24 protein-coding genes are annotated in these 23,712 nt (G+C 60.4%); 17 read left to right on the top strand and 7 right to left on the bottom strand.

Going from position 1 to position 23,712, the window contains the following annotated elements; genetic code table 11:
• Window positions 1–131: 131 nt before the first annotated feature.
• From DBY20_00930 to DBY20_00940, 3 genes are all read left to right on the top strand, one after another.
• Window positions 132–1,193 (top strand): tRNA preQ1(34) S-adenosylmethionine ribosyltransferase-isomerase QueA, encoded by a 1,062-nt coding sequence (locus DBY20_00930; GenBank protein PWL79816.1) that lies wholly within the window; start codon window positions 132–134, stop codon window positions 1,191–1,193.
• 219 nt (window positions 1,194–1,412) lie between these two features.
• Complete coding sequence (locus DBY20_00935) at window positions 1,413–2,528, top strand: tRNA guanosine(34) transglycosylase Tgt (protein PWL79817.1); 1,116 nt, start codon at window positions 1,413–1,415, stop codon at window positions 2,526–2,528.
• A 213-nt stretch (window positions 2,529–2,741) separates the two neighbouring features.
• Entirely contained in the window at window positions 2,742–4,601 is a 1,860-nt protein-coding gene (locus DBY20_00940; GenBank protein ID PWL79818.1) for a hypothetical protein, read from the top strand.
• Between the two features lie 16 nt (window positions 4,602–4,617).
• Here the strand turns inward: DBY20_00940 and DBY20_00945 are convergent, their stop codons facing one another.
• The 3 genes from DBY20_00945 to DBY20_00955 are packed head-to-tail and all read right to left on the bottom strand — an operon-like array spanning window position 4,618 to window position 6,052.
• Window positions 4,618–4,902 carry a hypothetical protein gene (locus DBY20_00945; GenBank protein ID PWL79819.1) on the bottom strand — a complete coding sequence of 95 codons (285 nt, stop codon included), beginning with the start codon at window positions 4,900–4,902 and terminating at the stop codon, window positions 4,618–4,620.
• A 15-nt stretch (window positions 4,903–4,917) separates the two neighbouring features.
• Window positions 4,918–5,214 (bottom strand): hypothetical protein, encoded by a 297-nt coding sequence (locus DBY20_00950; GenBank protein ID PWL79820.1) that lies wholly within the window; start codon window positions 5,212–5,214, stop codon window positions 4,918–4,920.
• A gap of 1 nt (window position 5,215) precedes the next feature.
• Window positions 5,216–6,052, bottom strand: a complete 837-nt coding sequence (locus DBY20_00955) for a hydroxyethylthiazole kinase (protein PWL79999.1) — start codon at window positions 6,050–6,052, stop codon at window positions 5,216–5,218.
• A gap of 173 nt (window positions 6,053–6,225) precedes the next feature.
• Here DBY20_00955 and DBY20_00960 point away from each other — a divergent pair, with 173 nt between their 5' ends.
• The 12 genes from DBY20_00960 to DBY20_01015 all read left to right on the top strand — a co-directional run bounded on the left by DBY20_00960 (window position 6,226) and on the right by DBY20_01015 (window position 16,097).
• Complete coding sequence (locus DBY20_00960; protein ID PWL79821.1) at window positions 6,226–6,498, top strand: metal-binding protein; 273 nt, start codon at window positions 6,226–6,228, stop codon at window positions 6,496–6,498.
• Window positions 6,499–6,597: 99 nt separating this feature from the next.
• Window positions 6,598–7,467: a hypothetical protein gene (locus tag DBY20_00965; protein ID PWL79822.1), complete on the top strand. Its 870-nt coding sequence runs from the start codon at window positions 6,598–6,600 to the stop codon at window positions 7,465–7,467.
• A gap of 101 nt (window positions 7,468–7,568) precedes the next feature.
• Window positions 7,569–8,687, top strand: coding sequence for a hypothetical protein (locus tag DBY20_00970; protein ID PWL79823.1), 1,119 nt, complete (start codon window positions 7,569–7,571; stop codon window positions 8,685–8,687).
• Window positions 8,503–9,351: an ATP phosphoribosyltransferase gene (locus DBY20_00975; GenBank protein PWL79824.1), complete on the top strand. Its 849-nt coding sequence runs from the start codon at window positions 8,503–8,505 to the stop codon at window positions 9,349–9,351. The genes DBY20_00970 and DBY20_00975 overlap by 185 nt, the downstream gene beginning before the upstream one ends.
• A 69-nt stretch (window positions 9,352–9,420) precedes the next feature.
• Window positions 9,421–10,782, top strand: a complete 1,362-nt coding sequence (gene hisD, locus DBY20_00980; GenBank protein PWL79825.1) for a histidinol dehydrogenase — start codon at window positions 9,421–9,423, stop codon at window positions 10,780–10,782.
• 6 nt (window positions 10,783–10,788) lie between these two features.
• Complete coding sequence (gene hisC, locus DBY20_00985; protein ID PWL79826.1) at window positions 10,789–11,874, top strand: histidinol-phosphate transaminase; 1,086 nt, start codon at window positions 10,789–10,791, stop codon at window positions 11,872–11,874.
• 17 nt (window positions 11,875–11,891) lie between these two features.
• A complete protein-coding gene (locus DBY20_00990; protein ID PWL79827.1) occupies window positions 11,892–12,074 on the top strand; it encodes a hypothetical protein in 183 nt (60 codons plus the stop codon).
• Window positions 12,075–12,090: 16 nt separating this feature from the next.
• Window positions 12,091–12,681 carry an imidazoleglycerol-phosphate dehydratase HisB gene (locus DBY20_00995; GenBank protein PWL79828.1) on the top strand — a complete coding sequence of 197 codons (591 nt, stop codon included), beginning with the start codon at window positions 12,091–12,093 and terminating at the stop codon, window positions 12,679–12,681.
• Window positions 12,681–13,352, top strand: coding sequence for an imidazole glycerol phosphate synthase subunit HisH (locus tag DBY20_01000; protein ID PWL79829.1), 672 nt, complete (start codon window positions 12,681–12,683; stop codon window positions 13,350–13,352). Before DBY20_00995 ends, DBY20_01000 begins: the two co-directional genes overlap by 1 nt.
• Window positions 13,353–13,426: 74 nt before the next feature.
• Window positions 13,427–14,167 (top strand): 1-(5-phosphoribosyl)-5-[(5-phosphoribosylamino)methylideneamino]imidazole-4-carboxamide isomerase, encoded by a 741-nt coding sequence (gene hisA / locus DBY20_01005; GenBank protein PWL79830.1) that lies wholly within the window; start codon window positions 13,427–13,429, stop codon window positions 14,165–14,167.
• Window positions 14,161–14,925, top strand: a complete 765-nt coding sequence (locus DBY20_01010) for an imidazole glycerol phosphate synthase subunit HisF (protein PWL79831.1) — start codon at window positions 14,161–14,163, stop codon at window positions 14,923–14,925. The genes hisA and DBY20_01010 overlap by 7 nt, the downstream gene beginning before the upstream one ends.
• A 416-nt stretch (window positions 14,926–15,341) precedes the next feature.
• On the top strand, window positions 15,342–16,097 hold the full coding sequence (locus DBY20_01015) for a short-chain dehydrogenase (GenBank protein ID PWL79832.1): 756 nt from the start codon (window positions 15,342–15,344) through the stop codon (window positions 16,095–16,097).
• 160 nt (window positions 16,098–16,257) lie between these two features.
• Here the strand turns inward: DBY20_01015 and DBY20_01020 are convergent, their stop codons facing one another.
• Entirely contained in the window at window positions 16,258–17,067 is an 810-nt protein-coding gene (locus tag DBY20_01020; GenBank protein PWL79833.1) for an amidohydrolase, read from the bottom strand.
• Window positions 17,068–17,238: 171 nt separating this feature from the next.
• Here DBY20_01020 and DBY20_01025 point away from each other — a divergent pair, with 171 nt between their 5' ends.
• Window positions 17,239–17,727, top strand: coding sequence for a DNA-deoxyinosine glycosylase (locus tag DBY20_01025; protein PWL79834.1), 489 nt, complete (start codon window positions 17,239–17,241; stop codon window positions 17,725–17,727).
• 234 nt (window positions 17,728–17,961) lie between these two features.
• Here DBY20_01025 and DBY20_01030 read toward each other — a convergent pair whose 3' ends face one another.
• Window positions 17,962–19,218, bottom strand: a complete 1,257-nt coding sequence (locus DBY20_01030) for an amidohydrolase (protein ID PWL79835.1) — start codon at window positions 19,216–19,218, stop codon at window positions 17,962–17,964.
• A gap of 102 nt (window positions 19,219–19,320) precedes the next feature.
• A complete protein-coding gene (locus tag DBY20_01035) occupies window positions 19,321–21,423 on the bottom strand; it encodes a DNA helicase (protein PWL79836.1) in 2,103 nt (700 codons plus the stop codon).
• A gap of 125 nt (window positions 21,424–21,548) precedes the next feature.
• Here DBY20_01035 and DBY20_01040 point away from each other — a divergent pair, with 125 nt between their 5' ends.
• The gene (locus tag DBY20_01040) at window positions 21,549–22,475 is read left to right on the top strand and encodes a hypothetical protein (protein PWL79837.1); all 927 of its coding nucleotides are present in this window, start codon (window positions 21,549–21,551) and stop codon (window positions 22,473–22,475) included.
• Here DBY20_01040 and DBY20_01045 read toward each other — a convergent pair whose 3' ends face one another.
• Window positions 22,476–23,675: an NADP-dependent isocitrate dehydrogenase gene (locus DBY20_01045; GenBank protein ID PWL79838.1), complete on the bottom strand. Its 1,200-nt coding sequence runs from the start codon at window positions 23,673–23,675 to the stop codon at window positions 22,476–22,478.
• Window positions 23,676–23,712 lie beyond the last annotated feature (37 nt).

The following is a 23,712-nucleotide window of genomic DNA, read 5'->3' on the forward strand; positions in this document are numbered from 1 at the left end:
TGGGAACGGTCGGCGTGGTAGTATAGCTATCTGGACACGACGAACGTTACGCTCGCCTTGCCCGTCACGTATTGGTAGAAGCAATTAATGAGACAGTTACTCTGAGCAACTGTCTCATTTTGAGGGTGTCGATGAAGACCGAAGATTTTGATTACGAATTACCCGAAAAGTTCATAGCGCAGCAGCCGGCCATTCCGCGTGATTCCTGCAAGCTCATGGTTGTGAGCCGCGATGGAATCCTCGAACATCGCGTCTTTCGCGATATCGGGGAGTATCTGCATCCGGGTGACCTGCTCGTCGTGAATGAGACGCGCGTGCTGCCGGCTCGCTTGCTTGGTCATAAGAAGGGTACGGGCGGAGCAGCCGAGGCATTGTTGCTCGACAAGGTGGCAGATGCGCCTGATACCGCTGATGAGCAGACCTGGAATTGCCTGGTCAAGCCCGGCAAACGCCTCAAGACATGCGCGCGCATGGAGTTCGAGCATGACGGCGAAGTCGTGCTCGAGGGCGAGGTCATGGGAATCGACGAGGCGAATGGTTCGCGGTCGGTGCGCTTTACGACGCCGGGGGCCATGAGCGTCGACGAAGCCATTCATTTGGTGGGCCATACACCGCTACCGCCCTATATCAAGGAATACGCCGGTGATGACGAGTTCTACCAGACCGTTTACTCGACCGAGGAGCGAAGCGCTGCGGCACCGACAGCCGGTCTGCATTTTACGGTTGGGCTTCTGGATGAGCTGAAAACCGCCGGCGTTGATATTGCGAGCGTGCATTTGGAGGTGGGGCTCGATACCTTCCGAATCGTATCGGAGGACGATCCGCTCGACCACGAGATGCATACCGAGCTCTACACCGTTCCACCCAAGACGGTGCGGGCGATCAAGGAAGCCAAGGCACGCGGCGGCCGGGTCATTGCCGTGGGCACGACATCGGTGCGCTCGCTCGAGAGCGCGGCGGCTGGCGGTGCGCTCGAACCGTGCACGCGGGCGGCCACGAGTCTCTACATCCTGCCAGGTTACGAGTTCAAGGTATGCGACGCCATCATCACCAATTTCCATGTGCCCAGAAGCACGCTCATGATGCTCGTGAGCGCGTTTTCGGGACGCGAGACGATCATGGATGCTTACGAGACTGCCAAGACCGAGGGTTACCGGTTCTTCAGCTTCGGCGATGCGATGCTGCTGCTGTAGAGGAGCTGATAGATGGCACGGGAAGGGGCGCCGCCAAGTTCTCGGAGAGCGTGTCGATGGGACTGCGTAGAACGCTGTCGAGATGACGGCAGATGACATGTTGAGGAGCTAAGCCGAGGTCTAAGGGAGCGCGCCGTAAAGACCGCGAAGCGGGCTGTCGGGAAGCGACCGTCGAGGCGATGCTCCTCAACATGTCATAAGCAAGACAAGGAGTATTACGTGTTCGAATACGATCTGATAGCGACTGACCCCGTATGCGCGGCGCGCCTGGGCTGCCTGCACACGCCCCATGGTGACGTCCAGACGCCGATCTTCATGCCCGTGGGCACGCAGGCAACTGTCAAGGGCATCACCAATCCCCAGCTCGAGGATCTGCACGCGCAGATCATCCTCGCCAACACCTATCATCTGTATTTGAGGCCGGGTATCGACATCATTCGCGAGGCTGGAGGCATTCACGGCTTCATGCATTGGGACCATCCCGTGCTCACCGACAGCGGCGGTTTCCAGATCTTCTCGCTTGCCGATACCCTCGAGCTCGATGCCGATGGCGTGAACTTCCGCTCCATCGTGGATGGCTCCAAGCACCGCTGGACGCCCGAGGACAACATGCGTGTGCAAGAGGCCATTGGCGCCGACATCATCATGCAGCTCGACCAGTGTACGCATTACCCGGCGACCAAAGAGGAGGTCGCCGCGGCCGTGGAGCGTTCGGCGAGCTGGGCGGCCCGGTGCAAGGCGGCACATACGCGCGAGGACCAGGCACTGTTCGGCATCGTGCAGGGTGGCGTCTTCGAGGACCTGCGTCTCGAGAGCGCCCAGCGTGTAAGCGAGCTTGATCTGCCGGGCTACGGCATCGGCGGATACTCCGTGGGCGAGGATCACGAACTCATGCTCGCGCAGCTGGGCACGGTCACGGCTGCGCTGCCGGCAAACAAGCCGCGCTACCTCATGGGCGTGGGCAACCCCACGACCCTCGTGCGCGCGGTGGCCTTGGGCGTCGACATGTTCGATTGCGTGCTGCCCACTCGCACGGGGCGCATGGGCACGGCGTTTTCGAGCACGGGTCGCATGAACATGCGTAACGCCAAATATGCGCGTGACTTTGGTCCGCTCGACGAGCAATGCACGTGCCCGACCTGTCGCAACCACACCCGCGCCTACATTCGACACCTCGTGAAGATGGACGAGATGCTTGGCGGGATTCTGCTCTCGATTCATAACGTGCACTTCCTGCTCGATCTCATGCGACGTGCCCGCGAAGCTATCGCCGCTGGCGAGTATGCGGCCTTCGAGCGCGCATGGATGGAGTCGGAGGCCGCTAACGATTACTAGAGGTATGCTGACGAGAATTGCCGTTTGGGGCACGTTTCGCCGAGCCAAGTCAACTTGAACCTCCGAGTCAGCTTGGGTTCCTATGGCTTTGCCCGAAATGACAGAGGATTTCCATGCTTGCGTTCTCGTGTTGTAAGATGCGGTGTCTATACTGTTGACCACGTTGTAGCGAATGGCGCATCGCGCCTGTTCATACGAGGAAAGGGGCCTTTTATGGCAACGTCATATGGGGCTTTAATCGCAAAGCGCGTCGCGGGTGTGTTTCTGGCAATCGCACTCGCCGTTTCGTTCATGCCGTTGACCGCATGGGCGCAGACCGCTCAGGTCGAGGAGCCCGCGGCCCAGGAGGCCGTGGCATCCGATGCTGACGCGGGTCTCGTGGCCCAGGCAAATGTTGCCCAGGGACATTTTGGTACCTGTAACTGGAGACTCGAATCCTCGGGACGTCTCGTCATCGAACCGGATGGCAGTGCCAGTGGTGGCGACCTTGGGGATATCCACTACAACTTTCATAGTGGCGTCGTGAGCGGTGCGGCGGAGTCGAACGCCCCGTGGTATCCCAGGCGCGATAGCATCACGTCCGTCTATATCGCCCCCGGTGTCAGGGGCAACAACACGATGACGGGCCTGTTCTACAATTGCAAGAACCTCACGAACGTCAACATCGCCAACCTCGACACTTCCAAGGTTCGCTATGCAGGTGGCATGTTTGACGGCTGCACCTCGCTTGCCTCGTTCACCATGCCCAACTTCAATTTCAATAACGTCACGGACATCAAGTACATGTTCTACGGCTGCACGGGGCTCAAGAGCCTCGATCTGCGTTATATCGACACCTCGAAGGTTGTCGTCATGGATCGCATGTTCTACGGATGTTCGGCTTTGACCTCGCTCAACCTGAGCGGTTTCAAGACGACGGCGGCAAAGCAGATGTTCGAGATGTTCCGCGGTTGTTCGTCGCTCGCTTCGGTGGACGTCTCGGGATTCGATACGAAGAACGTGACCGAGATGTGGAACATGTTCCGCGACTGCTCGTCGCTCACCGACCTCGACCTTTCCGCGTTCAAGACCGATAGCCTGACGAACATGCGCGACATGTTCTACGGGTGCTCTTCGGTCAAGTCCATCGACATCTCCGGCTTCCGGGTTTCGACTGGTTGCGATCGCGGATCCTCGCTGTTCTACGGTTGTCCTGCTCTCGAGCGTGTGAGCGTGGGCGATGGCTGGACCTTCCAGGGCAGTGGCGGTTTGGGGACTTCGCTGCCCACGGCAACCTGGCTCTCTGGTGCCACCTCCAAGACCTTCACCGCTCGCCAGATTGCCGACGAGCGAAACAACATGGCCGACGTGTACGTGAAGTACCGTCCTTCCACACCGGGTCCCATCATCAGCTATGGTGACGGTCAAAACTGGGCGCATGGTTCCATGGGCGGCGCGGCGTTCCGTTCGACGGGCAAGCTCGCCGACCTCTCGTGCGTGCGCGTGGACGGCAAGATCATCGCCCGCGGCAACTATGAGCAGCGCGATGACGAGGGATCGACGCTCGTCACGCTCAAGCCCTCGTATCTGGAGACGATTGACAACGGGACGCACACGATCGATCTCGTGTTTGCCACGGGAACGGCGAGCGCCAGCTTTAGCGTGAGCGGCAACACGTCGGGTACGGTTCTCGATCCTGTCACCATGTTCCGCCTGTACAATCCCAACAGCGGCGAGCACTTCTACACCTCGAGCACCGTCGAGCGTGACAACTGCGTGAGCGTCGGTTGGAACGATGAGGGTGTGGGCTGGGTGGCGCCTGCCGCCGGAGACCCGGTCTACCGTCTCTACAATCAGTACGGTGGCGAGCACCATTACACGACGAGCGTCGTGGAGCGAGACAATCTCATCAGCGTGGGCTGGAACGACGAAGGCGTGGGCTGGTACTCGGGTGGATCCGTGCGCCTGGATCGCCAGTACAACCCCAACGCCTACGCGAACAACCATAACTATACGTCAAGCGCCGTCGAGAAGGAGAATCTCCTAAGCTTGGGATGGCAGGACGAAGGTACCGCCTGGTACGGCGTGCGGTAGGCCTGCAAGAGCGGCTTTACGCTGGGTCGGCAGCGTTGAGGCGCAGGGCGCAGGCCTGAAGCTCGTCGGCGAGTGCGGGCGTGATGGGCTCGGGGAGCTCCCCGCCCGATTGCAGGGCCTCGTCGAGGGCGAGCATGCGACGCACGAAAGCCTCGTTATCGGCATCGAACATGCGCAGGCGCCGTGCAGCGGCAAGACCGGCGTCAATGTCGTTTGACTGCGCGACACGGCGCAGGTGCAGAATTACGAGGTTGACCGAGCCGTGAAAGCGGCGCTCGATGGGGACTTCGGTCTGGGGCATGCGCGTTCGCCTTCCTTAGTCGAGGATAGCGTCGATTTTGGCGACCTTGCTCGTCATGGTATTTGTGTGACCAGGACGGATGTCAGCCTTGAGGATGACTTCGGTGCGAATGCCGCGCTCCGCCAGGACGAAGGTCGCGTCCTTTACGACTCGCATGACCTCGTCATATTCACCTTCGATCTCGGTAAACATCGAATTGGTACGCGAGGGGAGTTCCGAATCGCGGATGACGCGTATGACTTCGGCCACGTATTCGGATAGCTCCTCGCCTTCGCCGAAGGGCGCGATGGCGACGGCAACAAGCGCGTTCATGCTAGGCCTCCTCGAGGGTCAGGGGATTGGCGGCGATGTCTTCGGGTGTGGCGCGATACAGCTCGTCGAGGAATGCGACCTTGAAGCTTGCGGGTGCGTCCGTGTGAGCGGCTGCTCGGATTGCGGCGAGGTTGAAGGCCGCGCTTGCGGTAAGGGCTGCGGTAAAGGGGTCGGCACAGGCGGCATATACGGCGGCAACGCCTCCGAGTGCACAGCCGAAGCCGGTCACTTTCTCCATGAGAGGTGACCCGCCTTGGGAATGGGCAACAAGCTTCCCATCGGTGATGAGATCGATGGGCCCGGATACGGCGACAGCGCCTTTGATGTGGCGAGCGAGTGCGATGGCAGCGTCACGAGCGCCATCGACGCTGTCGGTGGAGTCGACGCCCTTAACGCCACTGGTTGCATAGTTACCTTCGAGTCCCCAGAGCTTAGCGAGCGCGATGGCTTCGGAGGCGTTACAGCGAATGATGGTGGGCGTGTGTTCCTTCATATGCGCAAGGATGTGTCCGCGCACCTCGCCCAGGCCAATGCCGACGGGATCGAGTACCCAAGGCGTTTCATGTTCGCATAGGGCGGTTGCGGTACGGCACATTGCCTCTTCGTGGGAGGGTAGGAGTGTGCCCACGTTGATGTAGAATGCCCCGGATTGCGCACCCAGGGCTTCGCCCTCATCGGGCAGATAGACCATCGCGGCAGATCCACCAGCCGCAAGCTGCGCGTTTGCGACAAAGTCGACGGTTACGTAATTGGTAATGGAGCCCGCAAGCGGCGTGCTCTCTTTGACGGCGGATACGGCGGCAAGGATGCGTTCGCGTGTTTGGTCGAGACATTGCATCGGGTTTATCTCCATTCTGGGTAGGGGTGCGAGTTCTCATTCTAGCGCACGGGGGAGATTTCTCCACTCCGCGGCCTGACGGCCGCTCCGGTCGAAATGACAGGGGAGGCGTGGCTTACCTCGCGGACCAGACAAATGTGCCCCGGCGACTTTCGTCTGGTAGACTGCGACGCATGGACGACAAGCCGGCATATGAGTATCCGTTCTTCTCGCACGAGTCGTGTGAGTACTTTCCCTGTCACGAGGGCATTGCCCCGGACGAGTTCAATTGCCTGTTTTGCTACTGTCCTCTCTATGCGCTCGGACCGCGTTGTGGTGGGGATTTCACCTATACCGATGCCGGTGTCAAGGATTGTTCTGCGTGCACGTTGCCGCATCGCGCGGATGCCGGCACGCGCTTGGTGATGGAGCATCATGACGAGCTCAAGGAACTTTCTAAAAAGTGATAAAGGTTGCCTATGTCATTCATCGGAGAATAATACGCGTAAACCGATTTTTTGCATGTATTTGCCGCTGCTAACACACATATTATTAAACTAGATCATATGGAAGAAGCGGGGAAGACAGACAAGGTGTTTCAGTCGATCGAGTGCTCGGATGCCCTCGAACGCTTTCTCTCTTCCGATGAAGGTGCTGGGTCGGGTTACGGTGTTGCCGCATATGTCGGCACGAGTTTCGTCATCTGCCGCATCTACGATCTCCAGACAAACGAGTTGCTCGCCACGCTGCAAAAATCAGGTGACTTTGCCTCGCTTTCGGGCACAAAGCTCAAGAATACGCTGGCTGATGTGCTCGATGAGCTTGCCGAGCAAGCGCATGTCTCGCTTTCAAAGATTAACGTTGCCGTTGTGAGTGGCACGACAGCCATGGAAAGCAAGGTTGCCGGTCTCGAGCAGCCCGAGCTTCTACATGACCTCGAGGAGGAGCTGGGGGAGTTCGGCCGCGATGTCGAGTACATGCTCGCCGGATCGAACTCGATTGCCGTCGGACAAGCCTACTTCGTGCCGTGTCTTGCCGCGGAGGTGGGCGGCGATGTCATCTGCAACTTGCTTGCCATCGACATACTCGGCGCCGATAAGCCACAGCTCATCGTCAACACGGGCTCGCGCGGGACGTCCGGCATCGTGCTCGTGTACGGCAGCAAAGACAAGCTTTCGGTATGCGTCGTCCCCGACGGCGTCAGCACCAAGGACGCCATGGGCCGCCTGCTTGAGGTGTGCCAGGCCGAGCTTGGGCATATCGAGCGCATGCTCGTGTCGGGCGATGTCGATGTCGAGGTTCCGTCCGAGCTTAGCGACAAAGCGCAGCGTGTGCCCGATGTCGCGATTGAGGGAACGAGCGCCGTGCTGCTGAGCGAAGCGGCCGAGGATGAACTCTGCCGCATCGTGTCCTCGTGCAACATCATCGAGGTATAACAAGCTGCAGAAATAATAGGTATACTCCATCACTCTACTGTGATAGAGTGATGGATGTTGCGCTATAGTGTGCAATCACGCGATTTGAAGGAGAACGCACGATGATTCCCAAAACGCCGCGCGGCTTTCGCGACGTGCTGCCCACCGAAGCGGCATGGCGACGCTCGACGAGCGATGTCGTTTGCAGGCAGTTTGAGCTGTGGGGCTATCAGCCCATCGAGACGCCGGCCGTTGAGCTTGCCGCCGTGCTCGATGAGGCGCGTAGCCTCGATAACACGGCCGCACAGTTTACGACGAGTGCCGAAGCGCCATTTCGCTTCTTCGACAGTGACAGCAACCTCGTCGTGTTGCGTCCGGATGTGACCATTCCCGTGGCGCGTTTGGCCGCGACGCGCCTGCGCGAGAAACCCGGTCCGTTCCGCTTTTACTATAGCGAGCCCGTCTTCACCGAGTGTGCGTCCACATATGGCCAGGAACGTCAGTTCACGCAGCTGGGCATCGAGTTCATCGGACGCGCGGGCTATATCGCCGACGCCGAGGTTCTGAGCGTGTGCATGGAGGCGCTCGCGGCGGCTGGCGTGCGTGACTTCACCGTGGCCATAGGCACGGTCGGCGTGCTCAACGCGCTCGTGCGCTCGGCATGCGACGATGACGTGTGGCGTGACCAGGTGCTGCGCGCCTTCCACAAGTCCGACATGGTCGCCGTGGACGCGCTCAGCTGCGCCGATGGCGTCAAGCCAACGTACGGGAAGGCTATCGCCCAGCTCGCACGCATACGCGGCGGGGCGGAGGCATTCGAGGCCTGCCGTGCGATTTGCGAGCCGCTCGGCTGCGTCGATGGGCTCGACGAGCTCGAGAGGACCTACGAGCTGGTTATCGCCAATACGCGAAATGGCAAGCTCATCGTCGATTTTTCGATTGTCTCGTCCTTCGACTACTACACCGGCCTCGTCTTCAAGGCGTACGCGCCGCAAGTACCGGCTTCGCTTGCAAGTGGCGGACGCTACGACACCACGCTTGCGGCCTTTGGGCGCAATGAGCCGGCTGCTGGCTTTGCCATCGGCCTGGAGCGCGTCCTGGCCGCCATCGAGGCCCAAGGTGCTACGCCACCGGATACGCGCGCACAGGAAACGCTGCGTGGCGATGATCCCTATGAGCTCTTCGCCCGTGCTGCCGAGTTGCGCGAGCAGGGCATTCGCGTCGAGTTGGGTGGTGAGTAGCATGGAGCAGAGGAACTTGCGCATCGCCGTGTCGAAGGGCTCGCTCTTCGGCGACGCGGTGGAGCTGCTGACCGAGGCGGGCCTGGACACGACGGGCCTGGCCGATCCGGGTAGGCGCCTTATCATCTCGAACCCCGGCGTCGACTTCATCATCGTGCGGCCGACGGATGCCCCGGTCTTCGTCACCTACGGCGGAGCCGACTGTGGCATTTGCGGCAAGGACACGCTCGTCGAAGCAGGGCTTTCGGTCATGGAGCTCGTGGACCTCAAGTTCGGATACTGCCGCTTCATCGTGGCCGAGCCCGAGGAGCGCCGTGGCATTGCCGAGGAGAATTACGAGCGCCTCGGGGTGCTGCGCATCGCCACGAAGTACCCCAACATCACGCGCTCGTTCTTCGAGAAGAAGGGCGTGCAGGTCGATGTCATCAAGATGCATGGCAATATCGAGCTCGCGCCGCTTGTGGGCATGGCCGATCGCATCGTCGACATCACGGCGACGGGCACGACGCTGCGTGAGAACAACCTGCGTATCGTTGACGAGGTGCTTTCGTCAACCGCGCGTTTCATCGCAAATTCCGCATCTGTGCGCACCGATGCGCGTGTGCGCGAACTGGCGGCGCGACTCGAGGACCTGACGCGTGATCGTGACGTGAGCTTGAGTTGAGACAACGTGCCTGGCACGCTGTCTCATATTGTGGACAAAAGACTCGTTTTGACGAGGGAAGGACGGAAGATGAGGACGATCGTACTGGAAGAGGGGCAGAGCTTCGATGCGTCACTGCTCGAGAGGGACAGCGCATTCGATGCCGAGGCGCTCAAGGCGGCCACCGACATCGTCGACACCGTGCATCGCGAGGGTGATACGGCCCTGCGTGCGTATTCGGAGCGTTTCGACGGCGTGACGCTCGAGGAGCTCGAGGTGAGCGAGGAGGAAATCGACTCTGCGCTCGAGACAGTGGACGAGGAGTTCCTGCGCTCGATCGAATATGCGGCCGACCAGATCGCCGATTTCCACCAGCGTCAGCTGCAGCAGTCGTGGTTCACGACGCGTGACGACGGTGCCATCACCGGCCAGCGCTTCACGGCCCTCGAGCGTGCGGGCATCTACGTGCCCGGCGGTCGCGCCCAGTACCCCTCGACCGTGCTCATGAACGCGATTCCGGCATCTGTAGCCGGCGTGGACGAAATCATCATGTGCACGCCGCCGTCCAAGGACGGCACGGTCAATCCCTACACGCTCGCCGCCGCGTCTGTGGCTGGTGTGGACCGCATCTTCAAGGTGGGCGGGGCCCAGGCCATCGCCGCGATGGCCTATGGCACCGAAACGATTCCCAAGGTCGATAAGGTGACCGGGCCGGGTAATGCGTTCGTTGCGGCTGCCAAGAAGCTTGTCAACGGCGACGTTGGTATCGACATGATCGCCGGTCCCTCCGAGGTGTGCGTGGTGGCCGATGAGAGCGCCGTGCCCGAGTTCATCGCCATCGACCTCATGGCGCAGGCCGAACATGACCCAAAGGCAACATGTTACTTAATCACGACCGAGGAGGGCATGCTCGATGACGTCGACGCCGCGCTCGAGACGCTGCTCGAGCAGTCTCCGCGTCGCGAGATCACCGAGGCATCGCTCGAACATGGGCTCGTCGTCGTCTGCAAGACGCTTACGCAGGTCTTCGAGACGGTCAACGTGATCGCGCCTGAGCACCTCGAGATCAACATGTCTGACCCATGGGAGCTTCTGGGGGCGGTACGCAATGCCGGCGCCATCTTCCTCGGCCCCTGGACGCCCGAGGCCGTGGGCGATTATGCTGCAGGCCCCAATCACACGCTGCCGACCGGCGGCACCGCCGCGTTCTCGAGCCCGCTTTCGGTCGATGACTTCGTGAAGCGCTCTTCGGTACTGAGCTATTCCTTCGATGCGCTCGAGGCTGACGCTGACGCCGTCATGACCATGGCAGCTCGCGAGGGGCTCTGGGCGCACGGGCGCTCGGTTGACCTGCGTCTCAAGTTCATGGAGTACGTGACCGACCAGTTGGCTGGCGAAGACGAAGAGCACGAATGCGGTTGCGGTTGCGACCATGACCATGGCGAGGAGTAGACGCGCATGAGAGAGGTGCGGCGTAGCGCCGACGCGCTCGTGGGGATGCTTCCCTACGACCCCAAGTACAAGAAAAGCAATACATTGCTTTCTGCAAACGAGAGCCCGCTCAACGTGCCTGATGAGGTGCTTGAAGCGGTTATCGAGCGCATGCGCACGCTCGACTTCAACCGCTACCCCGACCCGCTCGCCAATGCGCTGCGCGTTGCGATCGCCGAATGGCATGGCCTCAAGGCGGCTAACGTGCTCGTTGGCAATGGTGGTGACGAGCTTCTCTACGATATCTTTGCCGCCTGGGGAGGCCCGGACCGCGCGCTCTTGACTTTTCCACCCACGTTCTCTGCGTACGAAACGAACGCGGTGCTCACGAACACGCAGGTTATCAACCTGCCGCGCAGCCAGGATGACTGGTCCATTGACGTGGATCGCGCCTGCGAGCGCCTGGCCAAGGGCGACATCGACATCGTCGTCATCACGAACCCGAACAATCCGACGGGTACGCTGACGCCGCTCGAGGACATTCGTCGCATTCTGGACGCGAGTGATGCGCTCGTGCTCGTGGACGAGGCATACGGCGAGTTTGCGGATGAGAGCGCGGCCAAGCTGCTCGACGAGTACGAGAACCTGCTCATCCTGCATACTTTCTCGAAGGCGTACCGCTGTGCGGGTATCCGCCTGGGGTATTTCCTCGGCAATCCGAGCGTGATCAACGAGTTCAAGAAGGTGCGCCAGCCCTATTCGGTCGATGCGATCAGCCAAATCGTGGGCGAGGAGGTCGTGCGTCATCGTGAGCTGTTTGCAGAGGGTATTGCGCAGACACGCGTCGAGCGCGATCGCCTCATTGCGGCGCTCTCGCAGCTCGACAAGGTCACGGTGTATCCGAGCGAGGCTAACTTCGTGATGCTCAAGCTTCCGTTTGCGGTGCGCACCTGGAACGACCTGGACGAGAAGCATTCGGTGCTCGTGCGCAACGTGTCGGGGGAGAATCACCTGGCTGGTTGTCTGCGCGTGACGGTGGGCACTCCCGAGGAAAACGATCGCTTCCTCGACGCGCTCAAGACGGAGCTCGACGACTTGGCGAATCAGCGGTAGGGGACGGGTTCAGGAGCATGTTGCTTGCCAATGATTCGCACCCGAAGCACGAAAAAGGCGAGGCCGCTGCGGAACTCGCGCGCAAGAACTGCGCGCTCAGACAGTCCTCGCAAGACCGCCTCGCCTTTTTCGCGCTTCTGCTCATCGGGCTTCGCAACATGCTCCTGAACCCGACTAAGCTGGCAGTATTCAGTTATTGAAAGAAAGATAGATAATATGGATCGAATTGCTGAGATTACGCGTACGACGCGCGAGACGGACATCACGATACGACTCGACCTCGATGGCACGGGAGTTACCGACATCGACACCGGCGTGCCGTTCTTCGATCACATGCTCGACGCCTTCGGACGTCATGGGCTCTTCGACCTGTACGTGCGCTGCACGGGTGACGTCGACGTCGAGGCGCATCATACGGTCGAGGATTGCGGCATCGTGCTCGGGCAGTGCTTTGCGCAGGCGCTTGGCGATTGTCGCGGCATCGTGCGTTATGGTTCGATCATCTTGCCGATGGACGAGGCGCTTGTCATGGCGGCCGTCGACATTTCCGGCCGCGGCCAGTTGCACTACGACGTCGAGATGACTTGTCCGTTGCTCGGCACCTTCGACGTGACGCTCGCGCAGGAGTTCTTCATCGCGTTGGCTGCCAATATGGGCGCTACGCTCAACATCCGATCAGTGACCGGGCGAAATATGCATCACATCCTCGAGGCGGCCTTCAAGGCGGCAGCACGTGCCATCAGCGCGGCCGTGGCCATCAACCCGCGCATCGCCAACGAGGTCCCCTCGACCAAGGGAGTGCTGTAATGGCCGCCACGATTGCCGTCGTCGACTACTGCAAGGGCAATTTGGCTAGCGTGCAGCGCGGCCTTGCCGATGCGGGTTACGATGCGCGCATCACTGACAGCCCCGCTGACATCTTGGCCGCCGATGGCGTGGTGCTGCCTGGTGTGGGCGCTTTCACCGATGCGATGACGACGATGGAGACAAGCGGCCAGGCCGATGCGCTGCGCAAGGCCGTGGCTGATGGGGTGCCTTTCCTCGGCATCTGCCTGGGGATGCACCTGCTCTTTGATTGGGGCGACGAGGGCCAGCCTGAGGGCGAGCGTCTGGCGGGGCTGGGCGTGTTGCCCGGCCATATCGAGCGCATGGCGGCGTTCGACGCGACGGGGGTTAAGCACAAGATTCCGCACGTGGGCTGGAACTCGGTTGAATACGTTGACGGGCCAACGCGCCCCGAGGACGTCGCACGCCTCTTCGACGGCATCGAAGATGGCGAACACTTCTACTTCACGCATTCATATTGCGCAGTTCCCGATGACCAGAGCGATTTGGTGGCGACGAGCGAGCACGCGTGGCGTTTTGCCTGCGCCGTGGCGCGCGACAATGTCTTCGGAGTGCAATTCCATCCCGAGAAGTCCTCTCACCTGGGATTACGGTTGCTCGAGAACTTCGGCGGGATTGTCGAAAGCGTATAAAACTGCTCAGAGTTGGATGTTTTGACTAAGAAAGTGCATTTGACCAAGATACGGGAAGAAACGGCAGGTAGATCATGATTCTCGTCCCCGCAATCGACATTCTGGATGGACGTGCAGTGCGCCTCAAGAAGGGCGACTATGCGCAGGTGACCGTCTACAACGACGATGCCGTGGCACAGGCACATCTCTTTGAGGAAGCGGGAGCACAGCGTATCCATATCGTTGACCTCGATGGTGCCCGTGATGGAGCGCCCACCAACATGAACATCATCGCGCGCATCGCCCGCGAGACGAACGTCGAGATCGAGATCGGCGGTGGCATTCGCAGCATGGAGACGATCGAGCGCTATCTCGATGCAGGGGCGACGCGGCTCGTACTTGGCAGTGCACTCGTGCGCGATCCCGAGTTTTGCGAGCGCGCCGTGGCAGCTCATGCTGATAACATCGTCGCCGGCATCGATGCCAAGGATGGCATGGTGGCCATCGAGGGCTGGTGCGAGGGGACGAGCACGCCGGCGGCGGAACTCGTGGCCGAGCTCAAGGATCGGGGTATCCACGAGCTCGTCTACACTGACATCGCGCGCGATGGCATGCAGACGGGTATCGACGCGGCTGCCTACGGGAGGCTTGCGCAGGTCGCGGGTTTTCCAATCACGGCATCCGGTGGCGTGGCCACGCTCGCGGATATCTACGCGCTCGGAGAGCTTCCCGCAGGTAGCATCGACGGTGTCATTACCGGTCGTGCCATCTATGAGGGCGCCTTCACTGTCGAAGAGGGTGTCGCAGCCTGCAAGGAGGCGAGTGCGCGATGCTGACCAAGCGTGTCATCCCGTGCCTGGACGTGAAGGACGGACGCGTCGTCAAGGGTGTGAACTTCGTCAACTTGCGCGATGCGGGAGATCCGGTCGATCTGGCCAACGCCTACGACGAACAAGGTGCCGACGAGGTCATCTTCCTCGATATTACTGCCACACACGAAGGGCGTAAGACGACCATCGCAATGGCATCGCGTGCGAGCGAGGAGGTGCACATTCCCTATGCTGTGGGCGGTGGTTTCAAGTGCGTCGATGATATGCGGCAGATGATTGCCGCGGGTGCTGACAAAGTCTCGCTCAACTCCGCTGCATTGGCTGATCCTTCGATCATCACCGCAGGAGCGCTTGCGTTCGGCAGCCAGGCGATTTTGGTTGCTATTGACGCCAAAAGGGCATCGGATGGCTCGGATAGGTGGACAGCATACGTGCACGGGGGTCGTAAGGACACGGGTATCGACGCTATCGAATGGGCCCGTGAGGCGGCACGTCGCGGTGCCGGCGAGATTCTGCTCACGAGCATGGACTGCGACGGCTCGAAGGACGGTTTCGACATCGCGCTCACGCGCACGGTCGCACGCGCGGTCGATATCCCCGTCATCGCGAGTGGCGGCGTGGGCAAGCTCGAGCACTTCGCCGAAGGTATCATCGAAGGCGAAGCTGATGCCGTGCTTGCTGCGAGCGTCTTTCACTTCGGGGAGCTCACGGTGCGCCAGGTGAAGGAGTACATGGCGAAGCAGGGAATACCCGTGCGGCTGTGATGCGAATACGGGGTATCTGCTGAGGCTCGCGGTAAGCGTGACATGGCATACGCCAGAGCTCAGAAGACCATTCGCTCTGATCGCATGCCATGTCATGCTGCACGAGGTGATGGTGTCGCGTTCAGGATTCAGAAACCCATTCATCCTGAACGCGACACCATCATCTCGAATATGTGACAGGAGCCTAATGCCCGAGCCGTGCATTCCCTGCCTCGCCATGAATGGTGAATAATGAGACAGTTACTCAGAGACGTTGTCTCATTTGTCATTTCGACCGAAGGCGCCGCGAGGCGCCGAAGTGGAGAAATCTCCTCGCGTGTCATTGTGTAAAGGATAAGGATGTGCACATTGCTGCTTCGTCATGAGGGCATGATGGGGTATTGTTCTTCTCATCGTATATATCGAAGGGGGTCAATATGAAGATACTGGAAGGAAAGAACGCCGTCGTCACCGGCGGGACGCGCGGAATCGGCCTGGCCATCGTGCGCACCATGCTCGATACGGGCGCCAACGTGGCCGTTGCCGGTTCGCGTATGGAGACGGCCGAGGCCGCGGTTGCCAAGCTCATCGAAGAGGATCCGGCGCTGGCCGACCGCCTGATCGCCATTGCTCCCAACCTCAACGACCCTGATGCCGTCGCGGCGGCATTTGACGAGGTCGTGAACGCCTTTGGGAGCCTCGACATCCTGTGCAACAACGCGGGCGTGAGCTCGCGTACGCCGCTCGTGGACTACACGGTCGAAGAGTTCGAGCGCATCGTCGATCTCAACCTCAATGCGGTGTTCGTCTGCTCGCAGGCTGCCGCGCGCATCATGATCGAGCAAAAGAGCGGTGTCATCATCAACACGAGCTCGATGGTGAGCCGTGACGGCCAGCCCTCCGGTTGCGCCTATCCGACGACGAAGTTCGCCGTCAACGGTTTGACACTATCGCTGGCGCGTGAGCTTGCCGGCAAGGGCATTCGCGTAAACGCCGTCGCGCCGGGTGTCATCCACACCGATATGGTCGATGCGCTACCCGACGAGGTCATCAAGCCGCTCATCGCGACGATTCCGCTCGGCCGCATGGGTGAGCCCGAGGACATCGCCGACGCTGTCGTGTTCCTGGCAAGCGACATGGCGAGTTATATCTCCGGCGTCGTGCTGCCCGTCGATGGCCTGGCAAGGACGTAGGGGACGACCTGGTGGGTCGACGAGATTTCTCGACTGCGGCGCTACGCGCCTTCGCTCGAAATGACAATAGGGAGGCGCTGCCGCCCTCGAAATGACGGGGAAGGACCGCTCCCGCGTTCGGAATGACGGGAGCCGCGCCTTCGCCCGGAATAACAGGGGGCTACTGCACCTGGACGCCGGCGAAGTGTTCGGCGTTGTGCCAGAGCATGGCGTCAAACTCCTCGTCGGTAAAGTCGAGACCGCGGAAAGCCTCGTATTCGCTGATGGGACTCCACATGGGGTGGTCGCTGCCCCACATGACGCGGTCAACACCCCACATGCGCACGAGTTCTGCCGTGTGACGGTCGCCCATGAGCGGCTGCGAGCTTGAGGTATCGATGAAAAGGTTGTCGTATTTCCCCAGGTAATCGTAGCCTTGGTCATAGATTGACCAGCCTCCGAAGTGTGCCGCATCCACGACGAGCTTCGGGAACGCGTCAAGCACGCGCGCGAGTCTGCGCGGATGCGAGAAGTCGTGACGATAGTCGCCGGTGTGGATGGTGATGGGCAATCGACCGGCGATGATCTCGTAGAATTCCATGAGGCGCGGATCATCGGTGTCGACCATCTGCGTGTCGGGATGGATCTTGAAGCCGTGCAGGCCAAGCTCTATCGCGCGTTCGACCTCGGCTTCCTTGTCCTCGAAGTCGGGATGCATGGTGCCGAAGCCGATAAACTCGGGATGCGCGTGCGCTTGCTCGGCGATGAAGTCGTTGATGCTCGTCACGGCATGGGGCGTCGTGGCAACCGAGTGGACGATGAAGTGCGTGATTGGAGAGGCATCCGCGCAGGCAAGCAGTGCCTCGGGCGTACCGGGGTCACAATTGCCGCCATCGTACATGCCAACGCCATAAAATGCGCCGACTGCCTCGACGGCTCTCGTTGCGATTTTCTCTGGATAGATATGCGCGTGCGCATCGATAATTGCCATGTTCTCTCCTTCAACATGCAGCATCCTACCCCAATCATGAAGTTTGGGGAAGATAAAAGGTGAAAAGTCGGGTAATGGACGTTCCGGACAAGTGGCTATTTTAGGCATGGCGACCAGAATATAACCAGACAAAAGTGCTCCGGCAACGATTGCTTGGTTTACACTGGGGGCATGGAGTACACGCGACATATCCACGAGATCGAGCCGGTGTTCGATGAGCGCCCACGCGTCTTGCTGCTTGGCAGCTTTCCCTCACCCAAGTCGCGGGAGCTTGGCTTCTTCTACGGTCATCCGCAAAACCGCATGTGGAAGGTGCTTGCTGCGGTGACGGACGAAGACGTGCCGCAGACTGTTGTCGAGCGCCGCGCTTTTCTGCTGCGCAACGGTATCGCGATGTGGGATGTACTCGCCAGCTGCGCCATCAAGGGCGCATCGGATGCAAGCATTCAGGATGCCGTTCCCAACGATTTGTCGCGCGTCCTTGACACGGCGCCCATCGAGCGCATCTACGCGACGGGCGCAAAGGCGCATGAGCTCTATCGACGCTACCTGGAGCCCGTATATGGACGAGAGTGCGTGCGCCTACCTTCGACGAGTCCGGCGAACGCGGCAATGGGACTCGACGAGCTTATCGAGGCGTATCGGGTGATTCTGGACTAGAGAGATTTCTCGACTGCGCTCACTTCGTTCGCTCCGCTCGAAATGACAATGGGGCGCCACTTCGTTTGCTCCGCTCGAAATGACAATGGACCACGACTGCCTCGCTCGAAATGACTGGGATGCGTCGCTGCGTTCCGCTTGAGTGCATTATTGTCATTTCGACTGGAGCCGCCGATAGGCGGCGCAATGGAGGAATCTCTCCATTCGCTCGAAATGACACAGGGGCATCAAGGTCTACGAGAGCATGTCGAGGGCCCATTGGGCGGCAATGGTCGCGCCAGGGGCCAAGACGCTCTCATCAATACGATACAGGCAGCTGTGCTGTGGATGGATGGCACCGATATCGGGGTTGTTGATGCCGGTGAAGACGAAGACACCGGGTACGTATTGCAGATACTCGGCAAAATCCTCGCCTGACAGCGTGCCGTGATATGTCCCGGTAGCTTCCTTGCCGAGCGTCTTCTCGATGGCACGGGCCGCAACATGGGTTACGGCCTCGTCGTTTACCACGGCAGGGTTGCCGGGCGTGTACTCGATGCTGATGCTCGCACCGTATGCGCTGCCAATGCGGCCGCCCATCTGCGAGAGTCTCTCCGCAATGAAGTCACGTGTCTTCTTGTTCCATGTGCGCACGGTGCCGGTGATATAGGCGCTCCCGGCCATGATGTTGCGGGCCGTACCGCCGTGAATTTCGCCAACGGTGACGACGACAGGCTCGAAGGGTGACGATCGACGGCTCACGAGCAATTGCAGCGCGTCGACGATTTCGCAGGCGACGACGATGGCGTCCAGGCCCTTGTGGGGCATCGAGCCGTGAGCGCTTACGCCCTCGATATCGATGCGGAACCAGTCCGTGTTGCCCATGCGGCCGCCTGGCTCGGCCGAAAACGTTCCCGCATCGACCTCGCTCCATACGTGCTGGCCGAAGATGGCGTCCACGCCGTCGAGTGCACCGGCGGCGATCATGTCGCGAGCGCCGATGGAGATTTCCTCGGCAGGTTGGAAGATGAGGCGAACCTCGCCATGCAGCTGGTCGCGCATGTCCATGAGGATGTGCGCGGCACCGAGCTGCATTGCCATGTGGCAATCATGTCCGCAGGCATGCATGACCCCGTCGTTCTGCGATGCGAAGGGCAGGTCGGTCTTCTCGGTGACGGGCAGCGCGTCCATGTCGCAGCGCAGGGCGACGCGCATGGCGGGATTGCCCTGGCTATCATAGGCATCCGGTGCCTCGCCGCGTATGGTCGCGATGATGCCGGTGCCGATGAACTCGTCACGTTCCTCGCGCTTGTCCTCGGGATGTGGCCCGGTAATGCGCTCGTAGGGGATGCCGAGCTCGTCGAGATACGCGCATATGTAGTCGCTCGTGGCATGCTCCTGAGCGGAGAGCTCGGGATGCTGGTGGAAGTGACGTCGCAGGGCGATGATATTGTCGGCGTAGCGCTCGCCTAGCTCGCGGGTAACTTGTGCTGTATCGGCTGTGTCGGACATGGTCGGCTCCTTCATCGGAAATCGCAGTCCTATGATACAGCGATTGCGGGATACGGATGAATGAGACAAGCGGCCTCGCCGGTCGAAATGACGGGGGACGGCCTACCCCAGCAAGCTCGTGAGCTTTCCGTTGGCGACGAGTGTGACCTTCTTGGTCGCGCGCGATATCGCGGTATAGAGGCGGTGACGTGCGAGCGTCTCGTCGGGATAGGAGCGATTGCCTGCATCGGGCACAATGACCTGGTCGAACTCGAGGCCCTTGGCAAGTTTGATGTCGAGCAGCAGCACGCCGTGTTCGGGCATGGTCTCCTTGCCGGCGCCCGTCGTGATAGGCAAGTCTTCAAGCAACTGCTCGAGTTTGGCCAGGCGGCGTGCATCAGGAGCGATGATGGCGGCCAGACACTCGGCTTCGAGTGCCTCCTCGACTGCCGTCTTGAGCTGCACCTCGTAGTCGAGGTCATCGGCGCATTCGATGATGACCGGCTCGATGCCTGCCGGCTGGACGGACTCGACGCGCACGCGCTCCTCGTTATCGAGCAGGCTCGTGAACAGAGCCGTAATCTCCGGTGACGAACGGTAGCTCGTCATGAGCTCGCAGTTGTCGACCGAGCCACATGCACGCGTGAAGACCTCGCGAATCTCGTCGAAGCTCGCCGTACCTTCCCGGATGGCCTGGTTCTCGTCGCCGAGCATCATGAAATGCGCCTTGCCGAAGTAACGCGCCAGGCACATGAGCTGCGCGGCGCTATAGTCCTGGACCTCGTCGATCATGACGTAGCGCGCGTGGCGCATACCACCACCGACGAGCGCGAGCTTGAGGTAGAGCCACTCGATGGCACTCAGGTTTTCCGAGCCGGTCAGGCGCATGCCAATGGCGTCGAGACGCAGCCAGCGACCCTCAGCGATCTCGTGTTCGACGCCTGCATAGCGCCAGCGCAGGAAGCGCTCGGTATAGCTCACGAGCTCGGCTTCGTCCATGTCGCCGATGTAGACGTTCTCGCCAAAGCACTCGATTTGCTCGGCATCGGACATGTCGCTGATCATGTCCTGGTACTTCTCGGACTTCGCGAGACGCTTGATGCGCTGCTCAAGACGATCGAGGAGGTCGTCAATGACGAGCGCGCTGCGATGCGAGCTGGTGGGGAGGTTCTTGAGCTTGTTCCACGCTCCGTGTGCCTGAGCTGCCGTGATGACGGGCTCACCTTCGATGCGGATGTCGGTAAAGTCGCCCTGCTTGAGCTTGAAGTCCGGGAGCATCTCGTCAATGGCGCGCAGCGCGTCGGCGCTGACATCGCGCCCGAGGTCGCGGCTACCGAGCCCGAGACCGCACATGAGCGATTCGAAGGTAATCGACGAAGGGTTGCTTTCGCCCATCTCGGGCAAGACGTTCTCGATATAACGCTGGAACACCGGGTTAGGCGTGATGAGGAAGACGTCCTCGGGCTTGAGCGTGTCGCGTTGCCGATAGAAGAGATAGGCAATGCGTTGCAGAAGCACCGAGGTCTTGCCAGAGCCTGCGATGCCGCTGACGAGCAGCGCCGGGACATCCTCATGGCGGATGACCTCGTTTTGCTCCTTCTGGATAGTTGCCGTGATGGCCGACAGGCGCGAGGAGCGGTTCTGCGCGAGCGCGGCGAGCAGCATCTCGTCTTGGATGGCAACGGTGGTGTCGAAGAGGGCCTTGAGCTGGTCGCGCTCGATGTCGAACTGGCGGCGCAGCTTGAGTTCGCAGTCGATGGTGCGACCGTTGGCTTCGTAGCTCGTCTTGCCGTTGTCCTGGTTGTAGTAGACCTCGGCGATGGGGCTGCGCCAATCGACGATGAAGTGACGGTAGTCGTTGTCGGTCATGCCGACATTGCCGATGTAGATGTCCTTGGGCTCGCTGCCAGGTTTGAACTGGAGCGTGACCTTGGCGAAGTAGGGCTGCTTGAGGAGGAGCTGCGCGCGATGCAGGCGTTCGGTCGTGACGTCGGCTGCGATGTTGTAGGTGTCGATGATGCGGTTGACGGCTTCGAGTTCGGCCATGGTCTCGACGTGGATTTCCGCGTCGAAGTCGAAGTTGAGCTCGTCAGTGATGAGGTTCTTCTCGGAAGCGACCTCGCTGAAGATGCTCGCGAGCTGCTCTTGCAGGCTGCGCTCGATGCTCTGGAGCTTCGCGTATGTTGTGCTCAGGTGCTCTTGTTCGACTTCGAATGTCTTGTCCATGTTGCCCCTTTGGCGTTGGTGGTGTGTGCGGTGCCCGTCTCGCTCTACCGTGGTCCAAACAAAACATGGCAATCAATTGTACGCGAGTGCGATGAATGTGACCATGCCGCCCAGGGGATTTCTCCGTGAGCTATCATACGGGCATGGATCCGATCTGGCTCATAGGTGGATGCGCACTGGTGATCGTGGCTGTTGTCGCGGTCGTGGCCGTCGTTCTCGTTCGCCGATATAGGCGTCAACGGGAGATCTTCATCAAGTTTGACACGATGGCGGGGCCGTGCCGTGTCTTCACGATCGAGCGCAAGGATGGTCTGGTGCGCGTGATGAACGTGGCGGGTACCATGCAGTCTGCCACCTATCTCGATGATGACACGTACTGCGATCTTCCCTATGCCTACACGCGTGACTATGACAGCATGTTCTTCGCCGGGGTTCCCGTGCGTGACGTGCTGGTTTTGGGCGGCGGCGGGTATTCGTATCCCAAGCACCTGATTGCGCATCATCCGGAGACATACGTGACGTGCGTTGAAATAGACCCGGTCATCACGGCAATCGCGTGTCGATACTTTTTCGTGGATCGACTTTTCGAGGAATATGACCTCGATGAAACGGGGCGCCTGCAGCTCCTCGAGGGCGATGCGCGGGAGTTTCTCGAAGAAACGGACGAGCGCTACGATGCGATCGTGAACGACTGCTTCAGTGGCATGAGCCTCGTCGAGAGTCTCGTGACGCAAGAGGCCGCGCAGCTGTACCACGAGCATCTACGCGAGAATGGTGTCTATCTGGCCAACGTGATTGGCGCGATAGAGGGGCCGCGCTCACGCATGATGCGTCGCATCATGCGTACGCTTGCGAGTGAGTTCGCACACGTCTACGTGTTGCCGGGGCAACCCGACATCCTCTCGAATTGTGACAACAACGTTGTGATAGCGACAGACGGGCCATGGCGTTTTGTGGGCGCGATCGAGCTCGAGGCATGGGAGCTCGCAGGCGCCGAGCTGCTGCTCGACGCGAACACGGCTGAGGAAGACTGGACGGTGCTCAAGGCGTAACTACAGTCGTGCGGCCACCGCTTCGATGAAGCCCTCGGTGGAAAGCACGGTGGGGTTGGGCAGGGTCGTGATGCGCGCAAGATCGCCGGTCATCTGGCCATCCTCGATGCACGAGAGCGTTGCCTGCTCGAGCCTGTCCGCGAAGGCCATGAGCTCGGGTATGCCATCGAGCTCGCCACGCTTGCGCAGCGCACCGCTCCACGCGAAGATCGTCGCGACGGAGTTGGTCGAGGTCTCCAGTCCCTTGAGATGCTTGTAGTAATGACGCTGCACCGTGCCATGTGCAGCCTCGTATTCGTAGTAGCCGTGCGGGGAAACGAGCACGCTCGTCATCATCGCGAGGCTACCGAAGGCGCTCGAGACCATGTCGCTCATGACATCGCCATCGTAGTTCTTGCAAGCCCAGATAAAGCCGCCTTCGGATTTCATCACGCGTGCGACTGCATCATCGATGAGCGTGTAGAAATACTCGATGCCGGCCTGTTCGAAGCGCGCGCGGTACTCGGTCTCGAAGACTTCGGCGAAGATGTCCTTGAACCGGTGATCGTAGATTTTCGAGATTGTGTCCTTGGTCGAGAACCACAGGTCCTGTCCGGTTTCGAGTGCGTACTCGAAGCAGCTTTTCGCGAAGCTCTCGATGGAGGCATCGAGGTTGTGCTGGCCCTGCACGACGCCGGGGCCGGTAAATGTATGCACCAGGGTGCGTATTTGCTCGCCGCCATCGGCTGGCGTGAAGACGAGCTCGACGCTACCGGGAGCTTCGATACGCATCTCAGCGTTCTTGTAGACGTCACCGTAGGCATGGCGAGCGAGCGTGATGGGTTTCTTCCAACAGCGCACGCAGGGCTCGATGCCCTTGACGACGATGGGCGCGCGAAAGACCGTGCCGTCGAGCAGGGCGCGGATGGTGCCGTTGGGGCTCTTCCACATCTGCTTGAGGTCATACTCCTCGACGCGTGCGGCATTAGGTGTAATGGTTGCGCATTTGACGGCAACGCCAAGGCGCCTGGTTGCCTCGGCGGCATCGATGGTGACTTGATCATCCGTAGCATCACGGTGCTCAAGGCCAAGGTCGTAGTATTCGGTCTTGAGGTTAATGTGCGGTATGAGCAGCTCCGATTTGATCAGCTGCCAGATGATACGGGTCATCTCATCGCCGTCCATCTCGACAAGCGGGGTCTTCATCTCGATTTTGCTCATGGCACTCTCCGGTATTCGCGTGGGTGATGCGCCAAGG

Source organism: Coriobacteriia bacterium (assembly GCA_003149935.1).
Lineage (GTDB): Bacteria > Actinomycetota > Coriobacteriia > Coriobacteriales > QAMH01 > QAMH01.